Annotated in this window: 10 protein-coding genes and 3 rRNA genes; all 13 read right to left on the reverse strand. The window is 55.0% G+C overall.

Annotated elements, in window-relative coordinates:
• Nucleotides 1-39: 39 nt before the first annotated feature.
• Nucleotides 40-837 carry an ABC transporter ATP-binding protein gene (locus MTP43_RS07960; RefSeq protein ID WP_005925547.1) on the reverse strand — a complete coding sequence of 266 codons (798 nt, stop codon included), beginning with the start codon at nucleotides 835-837 and terminating at the stop codon, nucleotides 40-42.
• Nucleotides 830-1,771, reverse strand: a complete 942-nt coding sequence (locus tag MTP43_RS07965) for an ABC transporter permease (protein WP_097780424.1) — start codon at nucleotides 1,769-1,771, stop codon at nucleotides 830-832. Before MTP43_RS07965 ends, MTP43_RS07960 begins: the two co-directional genes overlap by 8 nt.
• Nucleotides 1,772-1,887: 116 nt before the next feature.
• Nucleotides 1,888-2,916 carry an ABC transporter substrate-binding protein gene (locus MTP43_RS07970; protein ID WP_129872155.1) on the reverse strand — a complete coding sequence of 343 codons (1,029 nt, stop codon included), beginning with the start codon at nucleotides 2,914-2,916 and terminating at the stop codon, nucleotides 1,888-1,890.
• Between the two features lie 186 nt (nucleotides 2,917-3,102).
• Entirely contained in the window at nucleotides 3,103-3,828 is a 726-nt protein-coding gene (locus MTP43_RS07975) for a YkgJ family cysteine cluster protein (RefSeq protein WP_129872156.1), read from the reverse strand.
• 84 nt (nucleotides 3,829-3,912) lie between these two features.
• Complete coding sequence (locus MTP43_RS07980; protein WP_015538577.1) at nucleotides 3,913-4,785, reverse strand: D-alanyl-D-alanine carboxypeptidase family protein; 873 nt, start codon at nucleotides 4,783-4,785, stop codon at nucleotides 3,913-3,915.
• 224 nt (nucleotides 4,786-5,009) lie between these two features.
• Nucleotides 5,010-5,678: a hypothetical protein gene (locus MTP43_RS07985; protein ID WP_015538578.1), complete on the reverse strand. Its 669-nt coding sequence runs from the start codon at nucleotides 5,676-5,678 to the stop codon at nucleotides 5,010-5,012.
• Nucleotides 5,671-6,003 carry a PadR family transcriptional regulator gene (locus MTP43_RS07990; protein ID WP_015538579.1) on the reverse strand — a complete coding sequence of 111 codons (333 nt, stop codon included), beginning with the start codon at nucleotides 6,001-6,003 and terminating at the stop codon, nucleotides 5,671-5,673. Before MTP43_RS07990 ends, MTP43_RS07985 begins: the two co-directional genes overlap by 8 nt.
• A 165-nt stretch (nucleotides 6,004-6,168) precedes the next feature.
• Nucleotides 6,169-6,285, reverse strand: a 5S ribosomal RNA gene (gene rrf / locus MTP43_RS07995).
• A gap of 126 nt (nucleotides 6,286-6,411) precedes the next feature.
• Nucleotides 6,412-9,246 (reverse strand): 23S ribosomal RNA (locus tag MTP43_RS08000).
• 270 nt (nucleotides 9,247-9,516) lie between these two features.
• Nucleotides 9,517-11,027, reverse strand: a 16S ribosomal RNA gene (locus MTP43_RS08005).
• Together the 16S, 23S and 5S rRNA genes form the textbook arrangement of a ribosomal RNA operon.
• A 552-nt stretch (nucleotides 11,028-11,579) precedes the next feature.
• Nucleotides 11,580-13,991: a phenylalanine--tRNA ligase subunit beta gene (gene pheT, locus MTP43_RS08010; protein ID WP_005924040.1), complete on the reverse strand. Its 2,412-nt coding sequence runs from the start codon at nucleotides 13,989-13,991 to the stop codon at nucleotides 11,580-11,582.
• 18 nt (nucleotides 13,992-14,009) lie between these two features.
• Complete coding sequence (gene pheS, locus MTP43_RS08015) at nucleotides 14,010-15,032, reverse strand: phenylalanine--tRNA ligase subunit alpha (protein WP_005924038.1); 1,023 nt, start codon at nucleotides 15,030-15,032, stop codon at nucleotides 14,010-14,012.
• Nucleotides 15,033-15,378: 346 nt separating this feature from the next.
• On the reverse strand, nucleotides 15,379-16,500 hold the full coding sequence (locus MTP43_RS08020; RefSeq protein WP_044960299.1) for a hypothetical protein: 1,122 nt from the start codon (nucleotides 16,498-16,500) through the stop codon (nucleotides 15,379-15,381).
• Nucleotides 16,501-16,512: the final 12 nt, after the last annotated feature.

The raw sequence follows: 16,512 nt of genomic DNA on the forward strand, positions 1-16,512 counted from the left end.
CTCCAACCGTAAGCGGATGGAACGTCCTTCTGTTCTTGCTTAGTTGGACAAGATCATGCGGTCATTTGCAAACTCGCCGCCGCTGGCGATCTGGAACTTGGCCAGCAGGTCGGAGACGTGCAGCTTCTGCTTTTCCTCCCCTGCCACGTCGTAGATGATGTGACCCTCGTGCATCATGATGAGGCGGTTGCCGTATTTGATGGCATCCTTCATGTTGTGGGTGATCATCATGGTGGTCAGATGGTTCTCCTCCACGATGCGTGCCGAGAGGGTGAGCACCTTCAGAGCCGTTTTGGGGTCCAGTGCAGCGGTGTGCTCGTCCAGCAGCAGAAGCTTCGGCTTGTTCATGGTAGCCATCAGCAGGGTCAGCGCCTGCCGCTGACCGCCGGAAAGCAGTCCCACGCGGGCAGTCAGTCGATCCTCAAGACCCAGATCAAGGGTCTTAAGCAGTTCACGGTACTGCTCCCGCTCTGCCTTGGTGATGCCGATGCGCAGGGTGCGGCGCTTGCCGCGCCGGGCTGCCAGCGCCAGATTTTCCTCGATCTGCATGGTGGCGGCAGTGCCGGTCATGGGGTCTTGGAACACGCGGCCAATGTAAGCGGCGCGCTGATGCTCGCTCAGGCGGGTAACGTCCACGCCGTCAATGAGGATCTTGCCCTCGTCCACCGGCCACACACCGGCAACGGCATTCAGCATGGTGGATTTTCCTGCGCCGTTGCCGCCGATGACGGTAACGAAATCGCCCTCGTTCAGCTTCAGGTTCAGACCGTTCAGGGCAGTTTTCTGGTTCACCGTACCCGCATTGAAGGTTTTGGAAACATTTTGGATCTCAAGCATTTTTTGCGTCCTCCTTTGCCTTTTTGACCGGCTTCGAGAAGTATTTGCCCTTCCAGTACGGCACGGCAAGGAACACTGCCACCACGGAGGCACTGAGCAGCTTGAGCAGGTTTGCATCAAAGCCCAGTGTCAGCACCAGCTGAATGACGATATAATAGATGATCGCGCCGATGGAAACAGAGGCCAGCTTGAGGGCAAAGTTATGGAAGATGCGGCTAAACACGGCCTCGCCAATGATGACGGCAGCCAGACCGATGACGATGGCACCGCGTCCCATGCCCACATCTGCAAAGCCCTGATACTGGCTGAGCAGCGCACCGGACAAAGCCACCAGCGCATTGGAAACGGCCAGACCCAGCACGATGTTGAAGTTGGTGTTGATGCCCTGTGCGCGGGACATGGCAGGGTTAGAGCCGGTAGCGCGGATGCCGCAGCCCAGCTCCGTGCCGAAGAACCAGTACAGCACCCCAATAACAACCGCCGTAGCAAGGATGACCATGATGATGGGGTTGTGCAGGGCAAATTCCTTGACCCAGCGCAGGGAGATGAGCAGTCCGTATTTGTCCACATTGATGGACTGGTTGGCCTTGCCCATGATCTTCAGGTTGATGGAATACAGTGCCAGCTGGGTCAGAATACCGGCCAGAATGGCGGGAATGCCCATAAAGGTGTGCAGCAGGCCGGTAACAAGGCCGGTAGCAAGGCCGGCCAGCACAGCCACCAGCAATGCTGCCCAGACATTCATACCGGAAAGCAGGCACATGACGCACACCGCGCCGCCGGTGCCAAAGCTACCGTCCACGGTCAGGTCGGCAACATCCAAAATACGGTAGGTCAGGTACACGCCAATGGCCATGATACCCCAGATAAGCCCCTGCGCACAGGCACCCGGTAAAGCGCCCGGCAGGTTTGCAAGTCTTGCAATGATCTCCAAAACAATTTCCTCCTAAACGTTACACTTTTTTATCTCCCGCTTTGATACGGGAAAGCGGAGAAGAGCAAGAATTCACTCTTCTCCGCTATTTTTCTATTGTTCCAGTTTTGCTGTTATCAGGCTTCGATCTCTACATAGCCTTCCGGTACGGTCAGGCCAAGGTCATCGCAGACAGCCTTGTTGTACTTTTTGGTCACATCGGTGTACTCGATGGGCATGGTGGAGATATCACTCTCACCGTTCAGGATCTTGACTGCCATCTCACCGGTGGTGTATCCCAAGTCGTAGTAGCTGATAGACAGGGTGGCCACGCCGCAGCCGGAGCAGATACCCTCCTCACCAGCGAACACAGGCTTTTTAGCCGGGCGGCAGATGCCGTCCACGATGCCGGTATTGGCGGCAACGGTGTTATCGGTGGGCACATACAGTGCATCGTTCTCGTCTGCAGCCTTCTGGCAGACGGAGGACAGGTCGTTGGAATCCGAGAAAGCGTACTGGGTAGCAGTCACGCCCTTGGCCTCCAGGTACTTCTGTACTTCGTCTACCTGATACTGGCTGTTGGCCTCGGCAGAGCAGTACAGCAGACCAACCTTCTTGACCTCGGGCATCCACTCCACGATCATGTCTGCCTGCTGATCCAGCGGTGCCAGATCGGAGGTGCCGGAGACGTTGCCGCCCACGGTGCCGGAGAAATTGTCCAGACCCAGTGCCACGCCGTACTCGGTAACGGAAGTGCCCAGAATGGGGATGGTGTTGGTAGCAGCCTGTGCAGCCTGCAAAGCAGGGGTAGCATTTGCCATAATCAGTGCCACGCCGGAGGAAACAAAGCCGTTAGCAATGGTGGCGCAGGTAGCGGAATCGCCCTGTGCATTCTGGAAGTCGAAGGTGACGTTCTCGCCAAAGGAAGCGGTCAGCGCATCCTCAAAGCCCTGCGTAGCGGCATCCAGTGCAGCGTGCTGCACCAGCTGGCAGATGCCAACGGTGAATTTTTCGCCGTTGGCAGCGGCAGCGACCGATGCAGAAGCAACCGTGGAGGACGCTGCCGCAGAAGATGCGGAGGAAGAACCGCCGCAGGCGGAAAGGGCAGCTGCTGCACCGCAGGCAGCGGCTGCAGTCAGGAAGGAACGACGAGTGATTTTACGCATATTGATGATCTCCTCTATCTCCAGCCCTTGCAGCCAACAGGACGCCGCACTCCGGGCCGATATTGTAAGCGGATCAAACAAGGTTCGCTTTACACTCGTGAAGTATATCACAGAATCGCTGGCAAAACAATCCACTTTTGCCTGAAAACGGCCTTAATTATCGATTCAAGTAAAGTCATCTATCAATTATTTCGAACTATTATTTCGTTTTTTCTGATACTCCGTCAGTTTGTGCAGTTCCGTGTCCAGCGTTTGCAGGTTTGCTTCCAGCTGCGGCAGATAGTCCTGTGCATAATCGTAACCAAAATACAGCGCCTGCCAGAGCTTCGCCTGCATCCGGCGCACCAGCACCGGGCTGAGCACTGCCTCCAGCTGCTCCACGGTATCTTCCAGCGCCATGCAGGTCTGCGCCCAGCGCACGTCAATGGCTTCCCGGGCGGGCACATCGTAGCGGGCAAGGTAATCCTGCACCTTTGCTTCGATCACCTGCCCGCCGCAGCCGGTGGGCTGCAAAAAATAGTGCACCTCCCCTGCCCGGCTGATCTCCTGCGCCAGCGGATACAGCGCACACACCAGCGGCTCAGCCTCATGGATGGCGCAGTGGTTTTCGGTCAGAAAGGGGCAGTTGTTGCGGTTTTCCTTCACCGGGGCAAGCCGCAGCACCGGCAAATGGCTCACCCTGCCAATGCTGCTGCGGCAATAACCCCGGGCTACGATCTGCGGCGGCAGACGCAGCCGGGCAGCAATACGCCACAAGTCATACCCGGACAGCACGATATCCTCCCGCCCGCGGCAGCAGTTGCCGCAGCCCGCACAGGCAAAGCGGAATTGTGCATCCCGTTCCAGCAGCGGCATGGCATCGGTACGGGTAAAATCCACCTGTCCGCACAGATCAATGGCTTCGTCTCGCATAGTCAAACATCCTTTTCCATGATAGAATGTCCCTATTGTACCGCCGGAGCACCCGGTTTGCAAGGCGAGCCCTGTGTAGCGCGGTTATTTTTTATCCGCTAGTTTCCGGTACACATGCACTGCATCGCGGATATTGTACTGCTCCGTCCCGTGGTCTCCGGGCGCGGCAAGCGTAACAAGGATGTACTCTTTTCCGTTCACGGTGGCAAGGCTGGCCAGACACAGCCCTGCGGCGGCGGTATACCCTGTTTTGCCGCCTTCGATCCGCGTTCCCGTCGGAAGCTCCGTTCCGTCCAGCTTGCCCAGCAGTGTGCTGGTCAGCGAAACGCCTTCCGGGTGCTGTGCAGTCGCCGTAGTGGTGTAGTGCTCGGTTGTAAAAATTGTGCGGAAGGTCGTATTGTGCAGCGCTGCCTGCAAGAGCTTTGCCATATCTGCCGCGCTGGAATAGTGCTCAGTGTCGGTCAGGCCGGTCGCATTTGTAAAATGGGTGTTCTTCATGCCAAGCTCTGCGGCCTTTTGGTTCATCAGCGCGGCAAAGTTTTCTTCACTGCCGCTTACCAGCTGCGCCAGCGCCTCACAGCATTCTGCGCCGGAGGGCAGCATCGCACCATAGAGCAGGTCACGCACCGTGACAGTCTCATCGGGTACAAAGCCCGCCATAGATGCTTTTTCGGTCTGTAAGGCTGGAAAAATATCCTCCGGCAGTGTTACCTGTTTATCCAGATCGGGCTCAGTCTCAATGGCCAGCAGTACAGTCATCATTTTTGTCAGGGAAGCCGGTGCAGTACGCTCGTCAGCACGTTTCTGCGCCAGTACCCGCCCGCTTTGGGCGTCCAGTAAGATCGCGTGTCGGCTGGCAGTATCTAGCAGAACGTTCTGCCGCAGAAATAGCACCAGCAGTACAAGCAGTGCCGCCAGAATACATAGCCGCCGACAGCGGCGGTGGAATCGTTTCATGATCAATCGCATCCTTTTTGCAAAATTGTAAAGCGCTTTCACCTTGTAACACGAGGCAAAAGCGCTTTTTCCTGCAAATTTGCGGCTATGTGTTTTTATGTTCATGTAACAAAAAAAGCCCAGAGACTTTCATCTCAGAGCTTTTTGTTAAGTCGGCGACTACCTAATAAGGTATGCGGCTCCGTCGCACTGTTATGCACAGTGCAGCGAAGTCGCTTTTTGCTTTATATGCGAGCACTCAGACGCGAATCTTTTCCATATCTCCAGAAATGTACCGCATACAGCCCCGCACCCAGAAGCAGGCAAAAGACCGAATAGCTAAGAATCGGAAGCCGCAGCAGTACAATCTTACCCGCGATCTGGGTAAAGAACCAGCCCGTTCCATATAAAATCACGATATAAAGCACCAGCCATGCAGCATACTTCAGCCAATTCTCTCGCGGCGGAAAGCCTACCTGCTCCATCATCCGGCGGAAAAGTACGCAAAACGCCGCCACTGCAACAACAAGCTGCATCAGATACCCTACGGATAGTTCAAAAACCCAATTTCCAATTACCGGATAGAGCAGCAAGCCTTCCACGCCCCACCCAAAAAAGAAATACAGCGGTGCAACATACCAGAAGTAATCTCCGGCTCTCAGTGTTTTCAAGCTTGGCTTGACCTCTTCCACAAAGGTCTTTGCGTCCGAAATCGAATGAAACAGTTCCTGATTTTCCTTGTTGGCTTGGATTGCAATATCAAGCAAATCGCTGCGCACAAGTTCGATACCACAGAAGTCCCAGCTGACCCGGCGAAGATAACGAATCACTTCTTTAAGCTGCTCCTGACTTTTTTCAGTCAGCAACTCGGTACGCATCCGGTTTGTTTTTCGCAATACAAAATACTTATTCATCTGGCTCCTCCTTAAAAATTTTTTCCACCAGCTGGCAGAGCTGGCTCCAATCCTGCCGAAACTCAAGAAGCGCCCGCCGCCCTTCTTCCGTTACAATGTAATATTTTCGGCTCGGTCCCTTGGGGGAAGGTCTGCGCTCCACCGTGACCTTTCCCTGTTGCTCCAAGCGCAATAGCAGCGGATAGAGCGTGCTCTCGCTCAAGTCAGAAAATCCGACCTGTTTCAGATGCATCACGATCTCATAGCCATAGGTCGGCTCTTGAGCAATCAATTTCAGGACACAATATTCCAGAACGCCTTTTAAAAGCTGTGCATTGTTTTCCATAAGACCTCCTTCCTGCTAGTATGTAATGCGTAGTAGTTTATCTATATTGTATTACATAGTAGTGTTCTTGTCAAGGCCTGACATATTAGCATTACGACCAAAAATCACGCTATATTTTTATGCAACAAAAAAGCCCTGAGACTTTCATCTCAGAGCTCTTTGTTAAGTCGGCGACTACCTATTTTCACAAGCCGTTTCCAGCTAACTATCTTCGGCACAAGTAAGCTTAACTTCTGTGTTCGGAATGGGAACAGGTGGAACCTTACCGTCATCGACACCGACCGATTTGACTGAATCAGTATAGCACATTTCTGTGTATCTGTCCAGCATTTCTTAGAAGGACGTGCCTTCAAAACTGAATAATCACTGCTAACATTTTTTCGTTGACTTAAAAGTCTCAAGCGAATTGTGGTCAAGCCCTCGACCTATTAGTACACGCTTGCTGAATGGATCGCTCCACTTACACATCGTGCCTATCAACCTTGTAGTCTTCAAGGGGTCTTACTTGTTTGAAACAATGGGATATCTTATCTTTGGGTCGGCTTCACGCTTAGATGCTTTCAGCGTTTATCCGATCCGTACATAGTTGCCCAGCTATGCCCTTGGCAGAACAACTGGTGCGCCAGAGGTACGTCCGCTCCGGTCCTCTCGTACTAGGAACAGCTCCCATCAAATATCCTGCGCCCACGACAGATAGGGACCGAACTGTCTCACGACGTTCTGAACCCAGCTCGCGTACCGCTTTAATTGGCGAACAGCCAAACCCTTGGGACCGAATACAGCCCCAGGATGCGATGAGCCGACATCGAGGTGCCAAACCTCCCCGTCGATGTGGACTCTTGGGGGAGATCAGCCTGTTATCCCCAGGGTAACTTTTATCCGTTGAGCGATGGCATTTCCACTCACATACCACCGGATCACTAACTCCAACTTTCGTTACTGCTCGACCCGTCAGTCTCGCAGTTAGGCTCGCTTCTGCGTTTGCACTCTTTTGCTTGATTTCCGTTCAAGCTGAGCGAACCTTTGAACGCCTCCGTTACTCTTTAGGAGGCGACCGCCCCAGTCAAACTGCCCACCTAACAATGTCCCCCGCCTTGATTCAAAGGCGCAGGTTAGAATTCCAATATCGCAAGGATGGTATCCCAACGGCCACTCCACAAATGCCAAAGCACTTGTTTCCCTGTGTCCCATCTATCCTGTGCATGCAACATCGAAACCCAATATTAGGCTACAGTAAAGCTCCATGGGGTCTTTCCGTCTTGTCGCGGGTAACCGGCATCTTCACCGGTACTACAATTTCGCCGGGCGGGCTGTCGAGACAGTGCCCAAATCATTACGCCTTTCATGCGGGTCAGAACTTACCTGACAAGGAATTTCGCTACCTTAGGACCGTTATAGTTACGGCCGCCGTTCACTGGGGCTTCGATTCAATGCTTGCACATCTCCTCTTAACCTTCCAGCACCGGGCAGGCGTCAGCTCGTATACGTCATCTTTCGATTTAGCACAAACCTGTGTTTTTGGTAAACAGTTGCTTGGGCCGATTCTCTGCGGCTCCATCTCTGGAGCACCCCTTCTCCCGAAGTTACGGGGTCAATTTGCCGAGTTCCTTAACAACCCTTCTCCCGTTGGCCTTAGAATCTTCTTCCTACCTACCTGTGTCGGTTTGCGGTACGGGCACCGCAGAAATACACACAGCTTTTCTCGCCATCTTCCATCCCGGACTTCGGTACTAACTTCCCTCGATCGCTACCGGAACCAACACCCGGCTCCGAGACTTCAAATGTGTCCCTGTGCTTAACTCTTTTGGTGGTGACGGAATCTCTACCGTCTGTGCATCGGCTACGCCGTTAGGCCTCACCTTAGCTCCCGACTAACCTGGAGCGGACGAACCTTCCTCCAGAAACCTGAGGCTTTCGGCCATGCAGATTCTCACTGCATTCGCGCTACTCATTCCGGCATTCTCACTTCTATACACTCCACAGCCGCTTGCGCTACTGTTTCACCGCGTATACAACGCTCCCCTACCCAATACATTGCTGTATTGCCTAAGCTTCGGTGTCAGGTTTAGCCCCGTTAAATTCTCCGCGCAAAGACGCTCGACCAGTGAGCTATTACGCACTCTTTGAATGTGTGGCTGCTTCTGAGCCAACATCCTGGTTGTCTACGTATCTTCACATCGTTTTCCACTTAACCTGACTTTGGGACCTTAGCTGTAGATCTGGGCTGTTTCCCTTTTGACAATGACATTTATCTGACACTGTCTGACTCCCAAGCATCAATACTCTGGCATTCTGAGTTTGATAAGCTTCGCTAACCTCTCGGCCGCTAGGCTATTCAGTGCTTTACCTCCAGGTATCTAACTTGAGGCTAGTCCTAAAACTATTTCGGGGAGAACCAGCTATCTCCGGGTTCGATTGGAATTTCTCCGCTACCCACAGTTCATCCGCCGCCTTTTCAACGGAGGTCGGTTCGGTCCTCCATGGAATTTTACTTCCACTTCAACCTGACCATGGGTAGGTCACCCGGTTTCGGGCCCATTGTATGCAACTTAACGCCCTTTTCAAACTCGCTTTCGCTTCGGCTCCAGACCTTAAGTCCTTAACCTTGCTGCATACAATCGCTCGCCGGACCGTTCTACAAAAAGTACCCTATCACACATTGACGTGCTCTAGGTGCTTGTAGGCACAGGGTTTCAGGTTCTTTTTCACTCCCCTCCCGGGGTGCTTTTCACCTTTCCTTCACAGTACTATACGCTATCGGTCACTGGGTAGTATTTAGGGTTGGAGGGTGGTCCCCCCGTATTCCGACCAGGTTTCACGTGTCTGGCCGTACTCTGGAACTCGCTCAGCTCTTGTCGTTTTCACCTACGTGGTTCTCACACTCTCTGACCGGCCTTCCCATGCCGTTCGGTTAACAACTTAAGTCCTAAATGCGGTCCGTACCCCGGAAGTATTTCTACTTCCGGTTTGCCCTCTTCCGCGTTCGCTCGCCACTACTTACGGAATCTCGTTTGATGTCTCTTCCTCGCCCTACTTAGATGTTTCAGTTCAGGCGGTTCCCTCGATATACCTATTTTTAAGTTCAGTATAACGTACCTGAGTATGAACCCAGGTGAGTTTCCTCATTCAGAAATCTCCGGATCAATGCTTATTTGCAGCTCCCCGAAGCTTATCGCAGCTTATCACGTCTTTCATCGGCTCCCAGTGCCAAGGCATTCGCCCTGCGCCCTTGTTCGCTTGACCTTTCAAACGTTCTTTAAGAACATTTGGTATCCTCTTGATTCTCTCTTGCCAACGAAGATTATTGTTACCCTTCCTTTTGAAATTGTAATATTTCTTAAAAAAGAACTTACTATAATCTTTGTTTCGCAGTTATTATTCAGTTTTCAAGGTACGTCTTTGAGTGTCCTTTTCAGGGCCCTCAAAATCGAACAATATCTACTTAAACTTTAACTTGTCACCTGTTCCAATGACCGACCATCTTAGATGCTCTGTCATTGCCTGACTCCTTAGAAAGGAGGTGATCCAGCCGCAGGTTCTCCTACGGCTACCTTGTTACGACTTCACCCCAATCACCAGTTTTACCTTCGGCGGCGTCCTCCTTGCGGTTAGACTACCGACTTCGGGTCCCCCCGGCTCTCATGGTGTGACGGGCGGTGTGTACAAGGCCCGGGAACGTATTCACCGCAGCATGCTGATCTGCGATTACTAGCAATTCCGACTTCGTGCAGGCGAGTTGCAGCCTGCAGTCCGAACTGGGACGTTGTTTCTGAGTTTTGCTCCACCTCGCGGTCTTGCTTCTCTTTGTTTAACGCCATTGTAGTACGTGTGTAGCCCAAGTCATAAAGGGCATGATGATTTGACGTCATCCCCACCTTCCTCCGTTTTGTCAACGGCAGTCTGGCCAGAGTCCTCTTGCGTAGTAACTGACCATAAGGGTTGCGCTCGTTGCGGGACTTAACCCAACATCTCACGACACGAGCTGACGACAACCATGCACCACCTGTCTCTGCGTCCCGAAGGAAAAACATATTTCTATGTCCGTCGCAGGATGTCAAGACTTGGTAAGGTTCTTCGCGTTGCGTCGAATTAAACCACATACTCCACTGCTTGTGCGGGCCCCCGTCAATTCCTTTGAGTTTCAACCTTGCGGTCGTACTCCCCAGGTGGATTACTTATTGTGTTAACTGCGGCACTGAAGGGGTCAATCCTCCAACACCTAGTAATCATCGTTTACAGTGTGGACTACCAGGGTATCTAATCCTGTTTGCTACCCACACTTTCGAGCCTCAGCGTCAGTTGGTGCCCAGTAGGCCGCCTTCGCCACTGGTGTTCCTCCCGATATCTACGCATTCCACCGCTACACCGGGAATTCCGCCTACCTCTGCACTACTCAAGAAAAACAGTTTTGAAAGCAGTTCATGGGTTGAGCCCATGGATTTCACTTCCAACTTGTCTTCCCGCCTGCGCTCCCTTTACACCCAGTAATTCCGGACAACGCTTGTGACCTACGTTTTACCGCGGCTGCTGGCACGTAGTTAGCCGTCACTTCCTTGTTGAGTACCGTCATTATCTTCCTCAACAACAGGAGTTTACAATCCGAAGACCTTCTTCCTCCACGCGGCGTCGCTGCATCAGGGTTTCCCCCATTGTGCAATATTCCCCACTGCTGCCTCCCGTAGGAGTCTGGGCCGTGTCTCAGTCCCAATGTGGCCGTTCAACCTCTCAGTCCGGCTACCGATCGTCGCCTTGGTGGGCCATTACCTCACCAACTAGCTAATCGGACGCGAGGCCATCTCAAAGCGGATTGCTCCTTTTCCCTCTACCCGATGCCGGGTCGTGGGCTTATGCGGTATTAGCAGTCGTTTCCAACTGTTGTCCCCCTCTTTGAGGCAGGTTCCTCACGCGTTACTCACCCGTTCGCCACTCGCTTGAGAAAGTAAACCTCCTCTCGCTCGTTCGACTTGCATGTGTTAGGCGCGCCGCCAGCGTTCGTCCTGAGCCAGGATCAAACTCTTTATAAATGATATTTATCACTTAAAAGTGTTAAATCTTGTTTCGCTCAGCACGCAATCGCTTGCGTCCTGTGTGAATTACTTTTGTTTGGAATTGTTTACCGTGTTTTTCCAACACGAAAATAGGTTCCGTTACAAGTTCTTTCGATATTGTTCAATTTTCAAGGTCCTGTGCGCCGCAGCCTTGCGGCTGACGACTTGATTATTTTACCACAGAAGTGGTTTTTTGTCAAGCACTTTTTTTGAGAAGCTTTTGAACTTTTCTGAACTTGGAGCGCTTCAGGTTTCTCGGTATCAGCCGGAACTTTTCAGCGTCTATTGGTTCTTTTCAAGGGCTTCCTGCTGAGCTTTCAGAAGTCATTCTTTTGTCTCAGCGCTTGGCGCTCAAGTATAATACCACACCCCGGGACAGTTGTCAACACTTTTTGACATCTTTTTTGAAAGAAAATTGAGTTTGCTTCACTTATATTGTACTCACCCCCTCTTCTCCATGTAAAAAGGCCGTCCATGCATTGCACAGACGGCCTTTGTTCTATATATAAATACTTATATAATATGCTTTTAGCGGATTTCGATACCCAGCTTGAACTTCAGGTTGCCGAGGATCTTCTTGACCACGCGCTCCACTTCCTCAGCAGAGACTTCCTTCTTGGGATCAGACAGGGACAGGCTAAAGGCCATGCTCTTTTTGCCATCGCCAAGGTTTGCGCCGCGATAGATATCGAACAGCTTGACCTCGCTGACCAGCGGGCTGGCCTTGCGGATGGTCTCCTCGATCTCGCCGCAGGATACAGCCTCGCCGCAGACTAGAGCCAAGTCGCGCTTAACAGGTGCATAAGGGCTGAGAGGCTTATAGCGCAGCTCGCCCTCTACGCAGGACATCAGAGCCTCGTAGTCCAGCTCGCCCAGATAGATGTTCTGGCTGTCCTTCTGCTCCTTGGCGATCTCCAGCTCTGCGTTGATCTCGTTGGCCAGCTTGCCGAACACGCCCAGACGCTTACCGTTGCAGTACACGGCGGCGCTGATGCCGGGGTGCAGCCATGCGGCGGTCTCGCGCTGATAATCAAAGGTCAGGCCAAAACCGGCTGCCAGTGCTTCCAGCGCGCCCTTGACGGTGAAGAAGTCCTCCTCGGGGCCGAAGGCACCGATGCAGAGAGTCTGACGCTCGTGGGGGTGCTCATTGATAGGCAGCTCCTTGGCCAGATAGACCGGTGCCATCTCGAACAGGCGACCCTCGGCGTTGCCCTTTTTCAGGTTGTCCACGATGACGTTCAGCATGGAGGGGGTCAGCAGGGTGCGCATGATGGACAGGTTCTCGCTGATGGGGTTCAGGATACGGATAGCCTTACGGGCTTCGTCCTCGGCGGGGATATGAAGCATATCCAGCTCGGCGTTGGAGTAGAAGGCCAGCGTGGAGGCCTCGTAGAAGCCCTGTGCAGCCAGCAGACGCTTGGTCTTGAGCTGCTGCTTCTGGTCGTAGTTCAGGCCGCCGTTGGTAACGGAGGCAGTGTTCAGGAAGGTGGGCACGATATGGTCGTAGCCGTACTCACGGATGACCTCCTCGGCCAGATCCGGGAAGCTTTCCACGTCATCACGGTACAGGGGTGCGGACACGTCCCAGCTGCCATCGGCCTGCACATCCACGGTGAACTCCAGACGCTGCAGGATGTCGATCATGGTCTGGTCGGGCACGGTGATGCCCAGCACGCCGCAGATCTTTGCCGGGGTGGCGACGATGTGCTTGCGCTCCAGCGGACGGCCATCGGTCAGGTCGTATTCCAGCGTGGTGATATCACCGCAATCCAGCTGCTGGATCAGGTGCAGAGCGCGTGCCAGACCCAGCTGCGGAGAATAGCGATCCACGCCCTTCTCGTAGCGGGCAGAGGAATCGCTGTTCTGACCCAGTGCACGGCTGGTCTTACGCACGCTGTCGCGGGCAAAAGTAGCGCACTCGAACAGCAGGCTGGTGGTGTTATCGTCCATGCCGGAGTTTGCGCCGCCCATGATACCGGCCAGTGCTACCGGCTTTTCAGCATCACAGATGACCAGATTGTTGGGGTTCAAGGTGAACTCCTTCTCGTCCAGCGTGACGATCTTTTCGCCCTCGTGGGCGCGGCGCACATCAATGGTGCGGCCGGCGACCTTGTTCAGGTCAAAGGCGTGCATGGGCTGACCCATTTCCAGCAAGGTGTGGTTGGTGATATCCACCACGTTGCTGATGGAGCGCAGGCCGCACAGTGCCAGATGGCGCTTCATCCAGCGGGGAGACTCGCCCATGCGGATGTTGCGGACATAGTGTGCCATGTAGCGGGGGCACAGCTCCGGTGCCTCCACCTTGACGGTGATGGGAGCGTCCGGCTCGCAGACAGCCTTGTAGTCCATGGCGGGCATGTGCAGGGGCTTGCCCAGAACCGCAGCCACCTCGCGGGCAATGCCCAGAACGGACTGGCAGTCCGGGCGGTTGGCGGTGATAGAGATATCAAAGATGTAGTCGTCCAGACCCACCACGGGGGCGATGTCGGTGCCGGGGACAGAATCCTCGGGCAGAATGAGCAGGCCGTAGACCTCAGAGCCTGGGAACAAGTCGTCGTTCAGACCCAGTTCTGCGCCGGAGCACAGCATACCGTTGGACTCCACGCCCTGCATCTTGCGAGCCTTGATGGTGATGCCGCCGGGCAGGGTGGAGCCATCCAGTGCGGTAGGCACGCAATCGCCCAGCTTCATGTTGGCGGCACCGGTGCTGATGCGGATCTCGTGGCCGTAAGCGCCGCAGTCCACCACACACTTGGTCAGGTGGGTGCCCTCCTGCTTTTCCATCTCCACGATCTTGCCGACGACCACCTTGCTGATGCCGGCATCCAGCGGGATGAGCTCTTCTACCTCGAAGCCGCAGGAGAACAGCTTCTCCTCCAGCTCCTGTGCGGTGACATCGATATCAACGAATTCTTTTAACCAACTGAAAGGTACTTTCATTGTTTGTTCTCTCCCCTCTTATTCGTGGAACTGCTTGAGGAACTGCAGATTGTTCTCGAACATCAGACCGATGTTGTTGATGCCATACTTCAGCATGGCGATACGCTCGATGCCAATGCCGAAGGCGAAGCCGGAGTACTCGTCCGGGTCAATGTTGCAGTTTTCCAGCACCTTGCGGTTGACAACGCCGCCGCCCAGCACCTCGATCCAGCCGGTGTGCTTGCACAGAGGGCAGCCCTTGCCGTGGCACTCGAAGCAGCTTACGTCCACCTCCACGCTGGGCTCGGTGAACGGGAAGTAGGAGGGACGCAGGCGGGTGCGGGTGTCGGCGCCGAACAGCTTCTGCACGAAGGTGTTCAGTGCGCCCTGCAGGTCGCCCAGGGTGATGCCCTTGTCCACGACCAGACCTTCCATCTGGTGGAACATGGGGCTGTGGGTAGCGTCCGAGTCGGAGCGGAACACACGGCCGGGCATCAGGATCTTGATGGGCGGCTTCTGAACGTCCATGGTGCGGATCTGGCCGCCGGAAGTCTGGGTACGCAGCAGGAACTCCTCCGACAGGTAGAAGGTGTCCTGCATGTCGCGTGCCGGGTGATCCTTGGGCACGTTCAGGCGGGTAAAGTTGTGGTCATCGTCCTCGATCTCCGGGAAGGTGCCCACCGAAAAGCCCATGCCGGAGAACACGTCGATGATCTGGTTGGTGATCAGGGTCAGCGGGTGCAGGCCGCCCATGGGGCGGGTCTTGGCGGGCAGGGTGATGTCCACCGTCTCGGCGGCGTTGCGGGCAGCAAGCTCTGCCTGCTTCACGGTCTCGGCGGCGGCATCGTAGTCTGCCTGCACCTTCTGCTTGAGTTCGTTGATGATCTTGCCCATGGCGGGGCGCTCTTCCGGCGCAACGGTGCGCAGATTCTTCATCAGGGCAGGGATCTTGCCGTTTTTGCTGAGGTATTCCTGCCAGAAGGAAGCCAGCGTCTCCTTGCTGGACACCTGACCAAGGCTTTCAGCGGCCTGCTTGGCCAGCTCATCGATCATTGCTTGCATGGATTTTCTCTCCTTTATTCTTTGTGTTCATGGAGCGGGGTATAACAAAAAAGCCCCGTCCCCTGCCCGACTGCTCAGGCAAAAGGGACGAAGCTATAACCATTTCTGCTCCGCGGTACCACCCGGTTTCCGTCTGCACAAAGGCAGACGGCGCTCAAACGCCGTAACGGGGCGCAACCGTTCTGTGCTAATAGATGCACCCGCATCGTTCGCGCAGACCGCTCGGGAGCGAACTTCAGCCTCTGCCGCACATGGAAGCCCTTTCAGCCGGTGAAGCTTCTCTCTTTGCCGTGCAGACAGCGCCTACTCTCTCCGTCGCTGCGTTTGGTAATATGATAACCAAGAGTTATGTTACCACATTTTGCGGCGGTTTGCAAGCCGCAGAGCAGTTTTTGTTTGCCGGAACTGCATTTTGCGCCTTCTTCTCGGTCAGGCGGCAGGCCTCGCACGCTGTGATGCAGCACACCGCGAACACCAGCAGGGCGCAATCTGTCGGCACCCGCTGCATGGGCACCACACGGGCGCACAAAGTATTGAAGCTTTCCACAGCGCTCTGCGGTAAGCCCAGATAAAACAGCGCCAGCGAAAGCGGCAGATGCAACAGTCTGCCCCACAGCAAGGAGCGAAGCGAGACCTCCGGCGGGCAGAGGGTGCGCACCTGCAGCAGCACCGAAGCGCCCTGCACGCTGAGCGCGGCACAGCACAGCCCGCTTGCCCACAAACCGGTGCGGGCGGCGTAGTCGCAGCCGGAGCACACTTCCAGCAGCATGGCGGGAAAGGGTGCAAACACTGCGGGCAGCAGCAGCCCGCAGCCTGCCGCCAACAGGCGAAAATACAGCACAAAGCCGCACAATTTCAGGTAGGTCACCGCTGCTTGCGCAAGGATAGTGTCGAGCGCCGGCGGCGGTTCAGTTTGCGCGGCAGCGGGCGGCGCGGGCAAAGGCTCCGGTATGCCGCGAACACGGCAGAGCAGCGCAGCCGTCAGCCAGCCTGCCAGTACCTGTGCGGCAAACAGACACACCCCCGCCGTACGGCTGCCCAGCAGCTGCTCCCCAACCGTCAGAATAACAAAGGATGGCCCGGAGCAGATGCAGGCGGGCAGCAGAGCCGAAGCCTCCTGCGAGGTCAGTTCCCTGCTGCGGACTGCCTCGGCAGTGGCAGCGGCAGCAGGGGCAAAGCCGCCCACAAGGCCGATGAGCAGCACACTGCCCGCGCTGCGGCTGCGCAGGCCGATACAGCGTACCACCGGCCAGAGCAGCACACCCAACACCTCGCCCGCGCCGCTGCGCATGATAAGCGCCGACACCACCAGAAACGGAAACAGCGACACCAGCAGCGGCCCGCCGCAGAGCGCAAGACCCTGCCGGAAGGCTTCCGCGCAGGTCTGCGGCGCGGCAAACACTAGTGCCGCCGTAGCTGCACCCAGCAAAAAAAGCCCCGGATGCAGCGGTTTGCAGCTTTTACTCATAAGCACGCCCTC

Source organism: Faecalibacterium sp. IP-1-18 (assembly GCF_023347355.1).
In the GTDB taxonomy this organism is placed as follows: Bacteria; Bacillota; Clostridia; order Oscillospirales; family Ruminococcaceae; genus Faecalibacterium; species Faecalibacterium prausnitzii.